The organism is Rahnella aceris, from assembly GCF_011684115.1.
Classification (GTDB): domain Bacteria; phylum Pseudomonadota; class Gammaproteobacteria; order Enterobacterales; family Enterobacteriaceae; genus Rahnella; species Rahnella aceris.
The window spans coordinates 136,459-149,709 of record NZ_JAADJV010000002.1 but is presented as its reverse complement, the minus strand read 5'-3'; the positions used below and the strand labels follow the sequence as shown (position 1 = coordinate 149,709).

The window sequence follows — 13,251 nt, the reverse complement described above, 5'->3', positions numbered from 1 at the left end:
GTCAGGACGGCAATTTGTATGATTAAATCCATCCATCTTCCATAACATTTTTTATATTTCCCTTTCTGAGATGAATGAATCAGACACTGAAATTTTAGCGGATGCGCCCGTGCGCGGCCCGCGCAAACGCAGCGAAATCCTGCGCCTTTTACTGCGTCGTGATAAAACGCCGGTCACCATTTTGCTGGTCGCCGCAGTGGTCGGTACGGTTGCCGGCTTACTCGGCGTGGCTTTTGAGAAAGCAGTGAACTGGGTGATGGCGGTCCGGCTTGCCGGGCTGGGCGTCTTCAATGATTACTGGATCCTGCTGTGGCCGCTGACATTTGTGTTTTCTGCCGCGCTGGCGATGGTCGGCTATTATCTGGTCCGGTGTTATGCGCCTGAAGCGGGCGGTTCGGGGATCCCTGAAATCGAAGGCGCACTGGAGGAATTACGGCCGGTGCGCTGGTGGCGGGTGATCCCGGTGAAATTCTTTGGCGGCATGGGCACGCTGGGTGCGGGTATGGTGCTGGGAAGGGAAGGGCCAACCGTGCAGATGGGCGCGAATGTCGGGAAAATGATGGTCGATATTTTCCGGCTGCGCAGCGCGGAGGCGCGGCATTCGTTGCTGGCTACCGGCGCGGCGGCCGGGCTTTCTGCGGCATTTAACGCACCGCTCGCCGGTATCCTGTTCATTCTCGAAGAGATGCGCCTGCAGTTCCGTTACAGCCTGATCTCGATAAAAGCGGTGTTTATCGGCGTGATCATGTCGAGTATCGTTTTCCGTATTTTTAACGGCGACGGCGCGGTGATTGAAGTCGGCAGGCTGGCGAGTGCGCCGCTCAATACGCTGTGGTTGTATCTGGTGCTGGGCATGGTCTTTGGTGTGGTCGGCGTCAGTTTCAATGCGCTGATTTTCCGCACACAGGATATGTTTGCCCGTGTGCATGGCGGAAATCTGCGAAAAATCCTGATCATCGGCGGCATGTTGGGCGGATTCTGCGGCCTGCTCGGGCTGGTGCATCAGGAAGTCACCGGTGGCGGATTTGCGTTGATCCCGCTGGCGGCGGCAGGAAAATACAGCCTGATGATGTTGCTGGTGATCTTTGTTGTCCGGGTGGTGACTACGCTGCTGTGCTTTGCCTCCGGCGCACCGGGCGGGATTTTCGCTCCGATGCTGGCGCTGGGCACTTTGCTCGGCACCGCATTCGGCACCGCCGCGCTGGCGTGGTTTCCGCAATATGGTATTCAGCCTGCCACCTTTGCCATCGCCGGGATGGGGGCGTTATTTGCCGCCAGCGTGCGTGCACCGCTGACGGGTATCGTGCTGGTACTGGAGATGACCGATAATTATCAGCTGATTTTACCGATGATCATTACCTGCCTGGGCGCGACCCTGCTGGCGCAATTTCTGGGGGGTAAACCCTTGTATTCCGCCATATTGACCCGCACCTTACAGAGGCAGGAACGTGAGAACGCGGAAAAAGCGCAGGGTGATATCGCCGCTGAAGGCATCAATAAGCAGGACAGCGCAGCCAAAAATGCCCATACTTGAAGCATTAACTCAGGTATAAGATAATGAGTATATTATTCAGACAGTCAATCCGGCGGCCTGAACAAATGCGGATTGGGAGTGAGAAATTATGAGTGAAGCATTGTTGAATGAAACAACCGCGTTGCCGTTACAGTTTACTGAGGCCGCGGCGCGTAAGGTGAAAAACCTGATTTCCGACGAAGAAAACCCGAACCTGAAACTGCGCGTGTACATCACCGGCGGCGGTTGCAGCGGATTCCAGTACGGTTTCACCTTTGACGACAAAATTAATGACGGCGACATGACCATCGAAAAAGCCGGTGTGGCGCTGGTGGTTGACCCGATGAGCCTGCAATATCTGGTTGGCGGTTCGGTGGATTATACCGAAGGTCTGGAAGGTTCACGTTTTGTGGTGACCAACCCGAATGCAAAAACGACATGCGGTTGCGGTTCTTCCTTTAGTATCTAAATATCCGTCTTAAAGAAAAAGCCCGTTTGCTATGCAGACGGGCTTTTTTTATGTTGAAACCGTCGGTGTGAACAGGGTGCTCAGGTAAGTGAGCATTCACAAGGGGGTTACCATTCGACAGTCACCAGCTTCGAACCGATGCTAATTCCCGGCACGGCATTAAGCATGATTTCGCTGATATGCGGTTGCATCATCGTGTGGCTGGCGCAGATGACGGAAGTGCCTGTGCGCGCAGCATCAATCTTGCAACCCGGCAGGATGGTCAGGCTGACGCCAATCTGACCACCCGCCATGCCCGCAACAGCCGACAGCGGGATCAGTGCGAGCAGCGCACTGAGTAAAAGAGCTTTCATTATTGTTATTCCTGCTGGTGTAGTTCAACAAAATCAGCCTGGCTGAAAAGGTTATCGGTCTAAATTTTACGGCCTTTAATCCAGATTTCTTATGATCGGGAAATAAGTCACGTTTTTATCGTGTATCGCGCCGTTATTCTTATTATTTCGTCTGTAATACAAAGAGATAATGTTAAATCGAGGGCCGGCAACGTACGTAGGATTTTACGCCGGACATGTTACCAGATGACAGGGCAGAATTATTGATTTTGGTTAATAAAGCAACAATTCGGAAAAGCGCCATGCCGGTATTTCGCGGGGGCATGGCTAAATAGTTAGTAAGCATTCACCCCTGAGGCAAGGCTGCAAGCTGCGGGCAAAGTTGTTGTGCGGCAAGAAGAATACGCGGCCCGGCGCGGCTGAACCAGTCAGGATCCAGTGCGATAACCTGCGCGCTGAGCATGGAACGCCAGTAATCCTCGATCACCTGTTTTTGTGATGTTCCGCCCGATATAACAATAACCTGAGGATGACGGCTTAAAACCTGTTCCCGGCTGACCTGAGGCCAGGGCACACGACTGTCGGCGAAAATATTTTTTGCACCACAGACGTTAAGCACTTCACTTTGCATTGTGGTCGCGGCGGCAGTAAACAGCGGCTGGGTGCCGAACTGAATAAAGGCAGAAACCGGCTTTTGGCGATGATATTTCAGCTTCAGCGCCTGCCATTGCTGGCGAAAATCAGCAGCGGCGCGTTTTGCGCTTTCCGGAGAAGGGCTGTACGCCGCAAGTTGTTCCAGCGCTTGTGCCACCTGTTCCGCATTTTGCGGATCAAGATAGATAACGTGGATACCCAGCGAAATCAGCTGATCCAGCGGACGTTGCGGGTTACCGCCACGCCAGGCGAGAACTACATCAGGTTTCAGCGTCACAATACGTTCGACGTTGATTCCCTGCCAGTTCGCCACCTGCTCAAGCTTGCTGGCCTGTGGCGGGTAATCGGAGTAAGCACTAACTCCGATTACCTGATCGCCCAGACCGGCGGCAAATGCCAGTTCTGTCAGATTGGGTGCCAGACTGATCACCCGTTGGGCCGGCGCCGCAGTTGCTGCCACAGGCAGCAGCAGGCAACTCAGTATGAGGCCGAACCGGCGCATCATTATTCTTCGCCAGCCGCCAGCGCTGTCAGCATCGCATCTACCATCAGGGTGGATTGCTGTGCGGCAACCACCAGGAATTCTTCAAAGCTCAGGTGGGATTCACCATCAGCAACATCAGAAATTGCGCGAACGACCACGAACGGGGTACCGAACAGGTGGCAAACGTGACCGATAGCCGCGGCTTCCATTTCGACAGCAGCAACATTCGGGAAGGTTGCGCGGATACGTGCCAGAGGCGCTGCGCCATTGATGAACGCATCGCCACTGCAAACCAGACCGCGTACGGCGTTCAGGTTGAGTTCACGGATACAGTTTTCTGCCAGTTCAATCAGCGCCGGATCAGCAGTGAACGCAGGCGGGCAACCGGCCATCTGGCCCGGTTCATAGCCAAACGCGGTGACGTCAGCATCGTGATAACGCACTTCATCAGACACGACGATATCACCGACTTTCAGGGTTTTCGCCAGCCCGCCTGCGGAACCGGTATTGATCACCACGTCAGGACGGCAATGTTCCAGCAGCAATGTGGTGCCCATGGCGGCAGACACTTTACCAATGCCGGATTTAAGCAGCGCCACGTCCACACCGTTTAACTGGCCAGTATAGATTTCGCAGCCTGCGCGTTCGATAGTCTGACGGTTGATAATCTTGTCGCGCAGCAGGGTCACTTCCTGCTCCATTGCACCGATAATGCCTACTTTCATATGAATACTCGCAGATGTGGTTGGAATGAGCCGCAGCGTGTGCGGAATTGACGGTTTAATCACGAAAACAATGTGCGATAGTCTATCATGGCTAAAGGTAAGAAATAATCCGTTTGGGGTGCAGGTTGCTACTGCAAAAAGCGCGTCGGTTTGATGTGTGAGTGGCTGAAAAGGTGGGAAATCATGTCCGGGATCGATTTTAAAACGAAATTCAATTTTCAGCGTCCTTTCAGCGCCCCGATCGAGGCACGCGATGACTATGATGTCGTCCGTCAGTTCGAAAGCGATCGCGGGCGCATTATCAACTCGGCTGCCATCCGCCGTCTGCAACAAAAGACTCAGGTTTTTCCGCTGGAGAAAAATGCTGCCGTCCGCAGTCGTCTGACCCATTCCCTTGAAGTTCAGCAGGTTGGTCGTCACATCGCCAAAGAGATCCTCCACCGTTTGCGCAGGCAGAACAAGCTTGAGGCTTACGGGCTGGACGAGGTGACCGATCCCTTTGAAAGCGTGGTAGAAATGGCGTGCCTGATGCACGACATCGGTAATCCGCCATTTGGCCATTTTGGTGAATCCGCCATTAACAACTGGTTTGCTAAGCGGATGGACACCGCCGGTTGCGGCGAAACACCACAGGAAACGGATGCCTGTCTGGTGACGTGTTTGCGCCTGACGCCAGACGATGCTGAACTGAACCAGTTGCGCAGTAAAATCCGCTACGACCTGTCTAATTTTGAAGGCAATGCGCAGGCCATCCGGCTGGTCTTCACCTTGCTGAAACTCAATCTGACTTACAGCCAGACCGCCTGCATTCTGAAATATACCCGCCCTGCGTATTCAATGACTAAACTTCCTTCACATGATTACCTGATGAAAAAACCGGGTTTTTATCTGGCGGAAGAGCCGTTCATCAAAAAACTGCGCACTGAACTCGGGCTGGGTGAATTTAACCGCTTTCCGCTTACCTACATTATGGAAGCGGCCGATGATATTTCTTACTGCATTGCCGATCTGGAAGATGCGGTTGAGAAAAGTATTTTCAGCGTGGAACAGCTTTATAATTATCTGTGCCGTGAGTGGGGCGCGATAGAGAAAAATGACTTCTTCGATAAAGTGGTTCGCACTGCTTACGAGAAAATGGATAAAGCGAAAACGTTCCGTAATCCGGTGGATTACTTCTTTATGGAACTGCGCGTTCAGACAGTGAAACAACTGGTGCCGCATGCTGCCCGCCGGTTCATTGATAATATAGAAGATATTTATCAGGGCACCTTTAATCATGCGTTGCTGGAAGATGACAGCCAGGCCAACCGGTTGTTAGAGATTTATAAAGCGGTGGCCTTCAAACAGGTATTCAATCATCACGAAGTGGAGGAGCTGGAATTACAAGGCTATCGGGTGATCAGCGGATTACTTGATATTTATAGCCCGTTGCTGGATATGCCATTGACCGATTTTAACCAGCTAGTTCAGGAGGATACGCACAGGAAATATCCGATTGAAACCCGTCTGCTGCATAAGATTTCAGCCAAACATCGTCTGGCTTACAACAATGCCGTGGCGGCGCTGGAAGGATTACCGGTCGCGGAACATGCCGCGCAGGAGTTTTATTACCGTGCGCGAATGATTCAGGATTATATCAGCGGAATGACTGACCTTTATGCATACGATGAATACAGAAGACTCATGGCGGCTGAGTAATTTGTTTTAAAAAGACAAATTGAACTCTCTTTAATTTTCTTTACGGAACTGTTTGAAAAAACGCCATTTGTAAATGCTGACAATAATTTTTTACCATTGTCATTTCGACCCTGATGAACTTCACGCTATTAATACCATCTCAGTATCACGACTACCAAGCAATGCGACTATTTTGGTTGCCACAATAATTTTAAGAGATCCTGAAAAATGAAAAAATCGAGTTTATTCCTCAGCGCATTAGCGTTAAGCATCGGTATGGCAATGGCCCCGGTTTCTTCTGCACTGGCTGCTGAAACTGCGTCTTCCAGCACCAGCACCACTCAGCTTCCTAGCCTGGCACCTATGCTTGAAAAAGTGATGCCATCGGTGGTGAGCGTCAACGTTGAAGGCAGTGCGCCGGTAAAAACACCACGCATGGGTCAGCAGTTCCAGCAATTCTTTGGTCAGAATTCGCCGCTGTGCCAGGACGGTTCGCCGTTCCAGGGTTCTCCGGTGTGTCAGGGCGGCGGTCAGGGGCCTGACGGTCAGCCTGCGCCTGAACAGAAAGAAGATTTCCGCGCGCTGGGTTCCGGCGTCATCATTGATGCCGACAAAGGTTATGTGGTCACCAACAACCACGTCGTTGATAACGCAACCAAAATCAGCGTACAGCTAAACGATGGCCGTAAGTTCGACGCCAAAGTCATCGGCAAGGACCCGCGTTCTGATATCGCGGTGATTCAGTTACAGAATGCGAAAAACCTGACGGCCATTAAGATGGCGGATTCCGAACAACTGCGTGTGGGCGATTACACCGTGGCTATCGGTAACCCGTATGGTCTGGGCGAAACCGTGACTTCCGGTATCGTTTCTGCACTGGGTCGTTCCGGCCTGAATATTGAGAACTACGAAAACTTCATCCAGACGGATGCCGCGATCAACCGCGGTAACTCCGGTGGTGCGCTGGTGAACCTGAATGGTGAACTGATTGGCCTTAACACGGCGATCCTGGCACCGGACGGCGGCAACATCGGTATCGGTTTTGCGATCCCAAGTAACATGGTGAAAAACCTGTCCAAACAAATGATCGAATTCGGTCAGGTGAAACGCGGCGAACTGGGCATTATGGGGACCGAGCTGAACTCCGAACTGGCGAAAGCCATGAAAGTTGACGCACAGCGCGGTGCATTCATCAGTCAGGTCATGCCGAAATCTGCCGCAGAGAAAGCAGGCATTAAAGCCGGTGACGTGATCCTGAGCATGAACGGTAAACCGATCAGCAGCTTCGCCTCGTTCCGTGCTGATATCGGCACCCTGCCAATCGGCACCAAAGTGACGCTCGGCCTGCTGCGTGAAGGCAAACCGATGAACGTTGACGTGACCATTGAGCAAAGCACTCAGACATCGAAAATCGAATCCGGCAACATTTATACCGGCATCGAAGGGGCTGAACTGAGTAACGGTGCGGCAGGTGATCAGAAAGGCGTGAAAGTCGATGAAGTGAAGCCGGGTTCAACGGCGGCGCGCATCGGCCTGAAAAAAGGCGACGTCATTTTGGGTGTGAACCAGCAGAAAGTGACCAATCTGGGCGAGCTGCGTAAAATTCTCGACACCAAACCAAACGTTCTGGCGCTGGATATTCAGCGTGGTGATACCTCAATTTACCTGCTGGCGCAGTAATTTCCGCCTGCTATACCTCACACAAAGCACGCTCCGGCGTGCTTTTTTTTGCCTGTCTTTCAGGGACTCTCATCAATCATGTGGATTTTGCCGGGCCGGTTGGGCATTTGCTTAAAAATGTGATATTCCCCGCAACTTCAATAGGTGCTTTCGCTCTTTGGGCATTTGCATAATGTATGGGCATCGCGGCCTGAGTATGCTGTTTTAACAACGATAAAACAGCAAGGCAGGGGTTCCATGTCGGCATATCATCTCGATGCAAAGCTGGCGCAACAAATTGTTGCCCGCACAATGCAAATTATTGATAGTAATGTGAATGTCATGGATGGTCGCGGACGGATTATCGGCAGCGGCGATGATCAGCGTCTTGGTGAATTGCACGAAGGCGCACTGCTGGCGATTTCGCAGGAGCGCATTGTCGACATCGACGAGGGCGTTGCACGGCATTTGCACGGTGTACGTCCGGGCATCAACCTGCCGTTGCGTATCGATGGTCAGATCGTGGGCGTTATCGGCCTGACGGGCAATCCGTCCCAGTTGCGTCAGTATGGCGAGCTGGTGTGTATGACCGCCGAAATGATGCTCGAACAGGCGCGTCTGCTGCACATGCTGGCGCAGGACAGCCGTCTGCGGGAAGAACTGGTGCTTAACCTGATTCGTGTGGATGAACTGTCTCCGGCGCTGATGGAGTGGGCGCAGCGTCTGGGCATCGACCTCAACCGGCCACGTGTCGCGGCGGTGGTGGAAGTCGACAGCGGCCAGCTCGGCGTCGACTCTGCCATGGCAGAACTGCAACAACTGCAAACTTTACTGACCACGCCGGAGCGTGACAACCTGATCGCTATCGTTTCCCTCACCGAAATGGTGGTGCTGAAACCGGCCCTGAACAGCTACGATCGCTGGGATCCGGAGGGCCACCGCCAGCGCATTGATCATCTGCTGTCGCGCATGACCGAAACCGGTCGTCTGCGCGTGCGCATTTCCCTTGGCAACTTTTTTACCGGCCCTGGCAGCATCGCCCGTTCTTATCGCACCGCACGTACCACCATGAGTGTGGGCAAACAGCGGATGCCGGAACAGCGGTGTTACTTCTATCAGGATCTGATCTTACCCGTGCTGCTCGACAGCCTGCGTGGCGGCTGGCAGGCCGATGAACTGGTGCGTCCGCTGGCGCGTCTGAAAGCGACGGATGGCAACGGATTACTGCGCCGCACACTGACGTCGTGGTTCCACCATAATGTTCAGCCGACCGCTACGTCTAAGGCACTGTATATTCATCGTAATACGCTGGAATATCGCCTCAACCGTATCTCGGAATTAACCGGCCTGGATCTGGGGAACTTCGACGATCGTTTATTGCTGTACGTGGCCCTGCAATTAGATAACAACCATCTGTGACCGCCATCACAGCCGTTTCATTTTTTGTGAAACAACTCGCACGTCGCTGGGCATTTGCCTCAGGATAAATGCAAAGGGCTATTTATGCTTGGTTGATTGCCCAATGAGTAAAGGGAATGTTGTTCATATACTGGCTGCGTTCCTTCCTCTCTGAACCCTACAGTTCTGTGAATGGAATGACTTTTATCTCTGTTTAGAGGCGTTGTCATTAATTCCGGAGAACACCATGGAAACTACCGTTTCAGCAGCCAGTGCCGTCAAAAAAAGAACTAATGCGCGCTACTGGATAGTGGTGATGTTATTTATTGTCACCTCATTTAATTACGGCGATCGTGCCACGTTATCCATTGCCGGTTCGGCGATGGCCAAAGATATCGGGCTGGATTCCGTCGGGATGGGTTATATCTTCTCGGCATTTTCCTGGGCGTATGTCATCGGGCAAATACCCGGTGGCTGGCTGCTCGATAAATTCGGTTCGAAAAAAGTTTATTTCTACAGCATTTTCATCTGGTCGTTATTCACCCTGCTGCAAGGCTTTGTCGATGTCTTCAGCGGCTTCGGCATTGTGGTATCGCTGTTTGCTTTACGTTTTCTGGTTGGCCTGGCCGAAGCGCCGTCCTTCCCCGGCAACAGCCGTATCGTCGCAGCCTGGTTCCCGGCTCAGGAACGTGGCACCGCAGTCTCTATTTTTAACTCAGCGCAGTACTTCGCCACGGTTATTTTCGCCCCGATCATGGGCTGGCTGACGCACGAAGTGGGCTGGTCACACGTCTTCTTCTTCATGGGCGGTCTGGGGATCGTGCTGAGTTTCATCTGGCTGAAAGTGATCCACGATCCGAAAGATCATCCGGGCGTAAATCAGGCCGAACTTGATTACATGGAAGCCGGTGGTGCGCTGATCAATATGGATCAGAAAATCACCAAAAAAGCCGTCGTAAAAGGCGAAAAAACCTTCCAGATGAAACAGTTACTGAAATCCCGCATGATGATTGGCATTTACATCGGCCAGTACTGCATCAACGCGCTGACCTATTTCTTCATCACCTGGTTCCCGGTGTATCTGGTTCAGGCGCGCGGTATGTCGATACTTAAAGCGGGCATGGTGGCCTCAGTACCGGCGATTTGCGGATTCCTCGGCGGCGTACTGGGTGGAATTATCTCCGACTGGCTGATGCGCAGAACCAGCAACCTGACACTGTCGCGCAAGGCTCCGATTGTGATCGGTATGCTGTTGTCGATGTCGATGATTTTCTGCAACTACGTCGATACCGAATGGATGGTGGTCGGCATTATGGCATTCGCCTTCTTCGGTAAAGGTCTGGGGGCGCTGGGCTGGGCGGTGATGGCCGATACCGCACCGAAAGAAATCAGCGGGCTGAGCGGCGGATTGTTCAACATGTTCGGTAACGTCTCCGGCATCATCACGCCGATCGCTATCGGCTACATTATCGGGACCACCGGTTCCTTCAACGGCGCGCTGATTTATGTCGGCATCCACGCACTGCTCGCCGTTGTCAGTTACGTGTTTATTGTCGGAAAAATCGAACGTATTCAGCTTCGCCCGTACCACGGTACAGGCACAGTAAAAGGGGAAAGATGATGAGTACGCAATCCTCACCGGTTATCACGGATATGCAGGTCATTCCTGTGGCAGGGCATGACAGCATGCTGATGAATATTGGTGGCGCGCACGGTGCTTACTTCACCCGCAATATCGTTATCCTCAAGGACAGCGCCGGGAACACCGGTGTCGGCGAAGCGCCGGGCGGGGAGGTGATTTACAACACGCTGGTGGAGGCCATTGCTCAGGTAAAAGGCCAGGAAGTGGCGCGCATGAACCGGCTGGTGCATCAGATCCACGTCGGCAATCAGTCATCGGATTTTGACTCTTTCGGTAAAGGTGCGTGGACGTTCGAACTGCGCGTTAACGCCGTCGCCGCACTGGAAGCCGCGCTGCTGGATCTGATGGGCAAATTCCTCGGCGTGCCGGTGTGTGAACTGCTCGGGCCGGGCAAACAGCGCGACGAAGTCACGGTGCTCGGTTATCTGTTTTATATCGGTGACCGGCAGAAAACCGATTTGCCGTATCAGGAAGGGGAACGCAGCCATCACGACTGGTATCACCTGCGTCATCAGGAAGCGATGAACAGTGAGGCGGTGGTGCGGCTGGCCGAAGCGGCGCAGGATCGCTATGGCTTCAAAGATTTCAAACTCAAAGGCGGCGTGCTGCCGGGCGAGCAGGAGATCGAGGCGGTTAAAGCACTGGCAAAACGCTTCCCGGATGCGCGGATCACGGTTGATCCGAACGGCGCGTGGCTGCTGGATGAAGCAATCGACCTGTGCAAAGACCTGCACGGTATCCTCAGCTATGCCGAAGATCCGTGCGGTGCGGAGCAAGGTTTTTCCGGCCGCGAAGTGATGGCGGAATTCCGCCGTGCTACCGGTTTGCCGGTCGCCACAAACATGATTGCCACTAACTGGCGCGAGATGCAGCACGCGGTGATGTTGCAGTCGGTGGATATTCCGCTGGCGGATCCGCATTTCTGGACCATGCATGGCGCGGTGCGGGTCGCACAACTTTGCGATGAGTGGGGTCTGACGTGGGGCTGCCATTCGAATAACCATTTCGACATTTCGCTGGCGATGTTTACCCATGTCGGTGCGGCCGTACCGGGTAAGCCGACGGCGATAGATACGCACTGGATCTGGCAGGAAGGCAACCAGCGCCTGACCAAAGAGCCGCTGCAAATTGTGAACGGGAAAATCAAAGTGCCTGAAAAACCGGGGCTGGGCGTGGAGATCGACATGGATCAAATCCATCGCGCCCACGAGCTGCACCGGAAACTGCCGACCGGTGCGCGCAACGATGCCGCCGCGATGCAGTATCTGATCCCCGGCTGGACATTCGATCGCAAGCGCCCGGCACTGGGGCGTGGTTAACGGAATCTGAATTCACTAAGGAGTAAGCATGACCTCTTCATCTACACCTAAAATTGTCTCCATGCAGGTGATCCCGGTGGCCGGGCACGACAGCATGTTGCTTAATCTCAGCGGCGCACATGCCCCTTTCTTCACCCGCAACATCCTGATCCTCAAGGACAGCAGCGGTAACACCGGCGTCGGTGAAGTGCCGGGCGGCGAGAAAATTCGTCAGACGCTGGATGATTCCGCGTTGCTGGTGATTGGCAAAACGCTGGGTGAATACAAAAATGTGATGACCGCCGTGCGGGAAAAATTCGCCGACCGTGATGCCTCTGGCCGCGGTTTGCAGACTTTTGATTTGCGTACCACTATCCACGTCTTGACGGCGATCGAAGCCGCGATGCTGGACTTGCTCGGCAAGCATCTGGGCGTCACCGTGGCATCATTGCTGGGCGACGGGCAGCAACGTGATGAAGTCGAAATGCTCGGCTATCTGTTCTACGTCGGCGACCGCAACAAAACCTCACTGGGCTATCAGAGCCAGCCGGGCGACAGTTGCGACTGGTATCGCCTGCGCCATGAAGAGGCGCTGACACCGGCGGCGGTGGTGCGTCTGGCGGAAGCGGCGTATGAAAAATACGGCTTTAATGATTTCAAACTGAAAGGCGGCGTACTGGCAGGCAGCGAAGAGGCCGAAGCCGTGACGGCGCTGGCGCAACGCTTCCCGCAGGCGCGGATCACACTTGATCCTAACGGTGCCTGGTCGCTGAATGAAGCGATTGCGCTCGGCAAACAACTGCGCGGTGTGCTGGCGTATGCGGAAGATCCATGCGGTGCAGAGCAGGGTTTCTCCGGGCGCGAAGTGATGGCCGAATTCCGTCAGGCAACCGGCCTGCCGACGGCCACTAATATGATCGCCACCGACTGGCGTCAGATGGGGCATACCATCCAGCTGAAATCCGTGGATATTCCGCTGGCGGATCCGCACTTCTGGACGATGCAGGGGTCAGTTCGCGTCGCGCAGATGTGCCACGAATGGGGGCTGACCTGGGGTTCGCACTCTAACAATCACTTTGATATTTCACTGGCGATGTTTACCCAGGTGGCCGCCGCTGCGCCGGGTAAAATCACTGCCATCGATACGCACTGGATCTGGCAGGAAGGCAATCAGCGCCTGACCAAAGAACCGTTGCAGATCAAAGGCGGTAAGGTGCGCGTGCCGGAACAACCGGGTCTGGGCGTTGAGCTGGATATGGATCAGGTGATGAAGGCGCACGAGCTGTACAAAGGCATGGGGCTGGGTGCCCGTGACGATGCGCAGGGCATGCAGTTCCTGGTGCCGGACTGGAAATTTGATCCGAAAAAACCGTGTCTGGTGCGGTAAGTGATATGCAACT

General features: G+C 53.8%; 11 protein-coding genes. 8 read left to right on the top strand and 3 right to left on the bottom strand.

Annotated features, from left to right (window positions below; genetic code table 11):
* Positions 1-70: 70 nt before the first annotated feature.
* Complete coding sequence (gene clcA, locus GW591_RS13135) at positions 71-1,534, top strand: H(+)/Cl(-) exchange transporter ClcA (RefSeq protein WP_131638345.1); 1,464 nt, start codon at positions 71-73, stop codon at positions 1,532-1,534.
* An 88-nt stretch (positions 1,535-1,622) separates the two neighbouring features.
* Positions 1,623-1,982, top strand: coding sequence for an iron-sulfur cluster insertion protein ErpA (gene erpA / locus GW591_RS13130; protein WP_013576932.1), 360 nt, complete (start codon positions 1,623-1,625; stop codon positions 1,980-1,982).
* 107 nt (positions 1,983-2,089) lie between these two features.
* Here erpA and GW591_RS13125 read toward each other — a convergent pair whose 3' ends face one another.
* The 3 genes from GW591_RS13125 to mtnN form a co-directional block, all read right to left on the bottom strand.
* Positions 2,090-2,335: a hypothetical protein gene (locus GW591_RS13125; protein WP_015690401.1), complete on the bottom strand. Its 246-nt coding sequence runs from the start codon at positions 2,333-2,335 to the stop codon at positions 2,090-2,092.
* A gap of 325 nt (positions 2,336-2,660) precedes the next feature.
* Positions 2,661-3,473 carry a vitamin B12 ABC transporter substrate-binding protein BtuF gene (gene btuF / locus GW591_RS13120; RefSeq protein ID WP_112150933.1) on the bottom strand — a complete coding sequence of 271 codons (813 nt, stop codon included), beginning with the start codon at positions 3,471-3,473 and terminating at the stop codon, positions 2,661-2,663.
* On the bottom strand, positions 3,473-4,177 hold the full coding sequence (gene mtnN / locus GW591_RS13115; RefSeq protein WP_013576929.1) for a 5'-methylthioadenosine/S-adenosylhomocysteine nucleosidase: 705 nt from the start codon (positions 4,175-4,177) through the stop codon (positions 3,473-3,475). The genes btuF and mtnN overlap by 1 nt, the downstream gene beginning before the upstream one ends.
* Positions 4,178-4,360: 183 nt before the next feature.
* Between mtnN and dgt the strand changes: the two genes are divergently transcribed.
* The 6 genes from dgt to gudD all read left to right on the top strand — a co-directional run bounded on the left by dgt (position 4,361) and on the right by gudD (position 13,238).
* Positions 4,361-5,875 (top strand): dGTPase, encoded by a 1,515-nt coding sequence (gene dgt, locus GW591_RS13110; protein ID WP_015690399.1) that lies wholly within the window; start codon positions 4,361-4,363, stop codon positions 5,873-5,875.
* A 207-nt stretch (positions 5,876-6,082) separates the two neighbouring features.
* Positions 6,083-7,534 carry a serine endoprotease DegP gene (gene degP, locus GW591_RS13105; RefSeq protein ID WP_013576927.1) on the top strand — a complete coding sequence of 484 codons (1,452 nt, stop codon included), beginning with the start codon at positions 6,083-6,085 and terminating at the stop codon, positions 7,532-7,534.
* A gap of 237 nt (positions 7,535-7,771) precedes the next feature.
* Positions 7,772-8,932, top strand: coding sequence for a CdaR family transcriptional regulator (locus GW591_RS13100; RefSeq protein ID WP_013576926.1), 1,161 nt, complete (start codon positions 7,772-7,774; stop codon positions 8,930-8,932).
* 226 nt (positions 8,933-9,158) lie between these two features.
* A complete protein-coding gene (locus tag GW591_RS13095; RefSeq protein ID WP_013576925.1) occupies positions 9,159-10,532 on the top strand; it encodes an MFS transporter in 1,374 nt (457 codons plus the stop codon).
* The gene (locus GW591_RS13090) at positions 10,529-11,872 is read left to right on the top strand and encodes an enolase C-terminal domain-like protein (RefSeq protein WP_013576924.1); all 1,344 of its coding nucleotides are present in this window, start codon (positions 10,529-10,531) and stop codon (positions 11,870-11,872) included. The genes GW591_RS13095 and GW591_RS13090 overlap by 4 nt, the downstream gene beginning before the upstream one ends.
* Before the next feature lie 28 nt (positions 11,873-11,900).
* Positions 11,901-13,238 (top strand): glucarate dehydratase, encoded by a 1,338-nt coding sequence (gene gudD / locus GW591_RS13085; protein WP_119262084.1) that lies wholly within the window; start codon positions 11,901-11,903, stop codon positions 13,236-13,238.
* Positions 13,239-13,251: the final 13 nt, after the last annotated feature.

What these genes read in the sequence shown, in the direction of transcription:
- GW591_RS13100 (WP_013576926.1), top strand. Translation starts at nt 7,772, where the DNA reads ATGTCGGCATATCATCTCGATGCAAAGCTGGCGCAACAAATTGTTGCC.
- erpA (WP_013576932.1), top strand. Translation starts at nt 1,623, where the DNA reads ATGAGTGAAGCATTGTTGAATGAAACAACCGCGTTGCCGTTACAGTTT.
- GW591_RS13090 (WP_013576924.1), top strand. Translation starts at nt 10,529, where the DNA reads ATGATGAGTACGCAATCCTCACCGGTTATCACGGATATGCAGGTCATT.
- gudD (WP_119262084.1), top strand. Translation starts at nt 11,901, where the DNA reads ATGACCTCTTCATCTACACCTAAAATTGTCTCCATGCAGGTGATCCCG.
- degP (WP_013576927.1), top strand. Translation starts at nt 6,083, where the DNA reads ATGAAAAAATCGAGTTTATTCCTCAGCGCATTAGCGTTAAGCATCGGT.
- dgt (WP_015690399.1), top strand. Translation starts at nt 4,361, where the DNA reads ATGTCCGGGATCGATTTTAAAACGAAATTCAATTTTCAGCGTCCTTTC.
- btuF (WP_112150933.1), bottom strand. Translation starts at nt 3,473, where the DNA reads ATGATGCGCCGGTTCGGCCTCATACTGAGTTGCCTGCTGCTGCCTGTG.
- GW591_RS13125 (WP_015690401.1), bottom strand. Translation starts at nt 2,335, where the DNA reads ATGAAAGCTCTTTTACTCAGTGCGCTGCTCGCACTGATCCCGCTGTCG.
- mtnN (WP_013576929.1), bottom strand. Translation starts at nt 4,177, where the DNA reads ATGAAAGTAGGCATTATCGGTGCAATGGAGCAGGAAGTGACCCTGCTG.
- GW591_RS13095 (WP_013576925.1), top strand. Translation starts at nt 9,159, where the DNA reads ATGGAAACTACCGTTTCAGCAGCCAGTGCCGTCAAAAAAAGAACTAAT.
- clcA (WP_131638345.1), top strand. Translation starts at nt 71, where the DNA reads ATGAATGAATCAGACACTGAAATTTTAGCGGATGCGCCCGTGCGCGGC.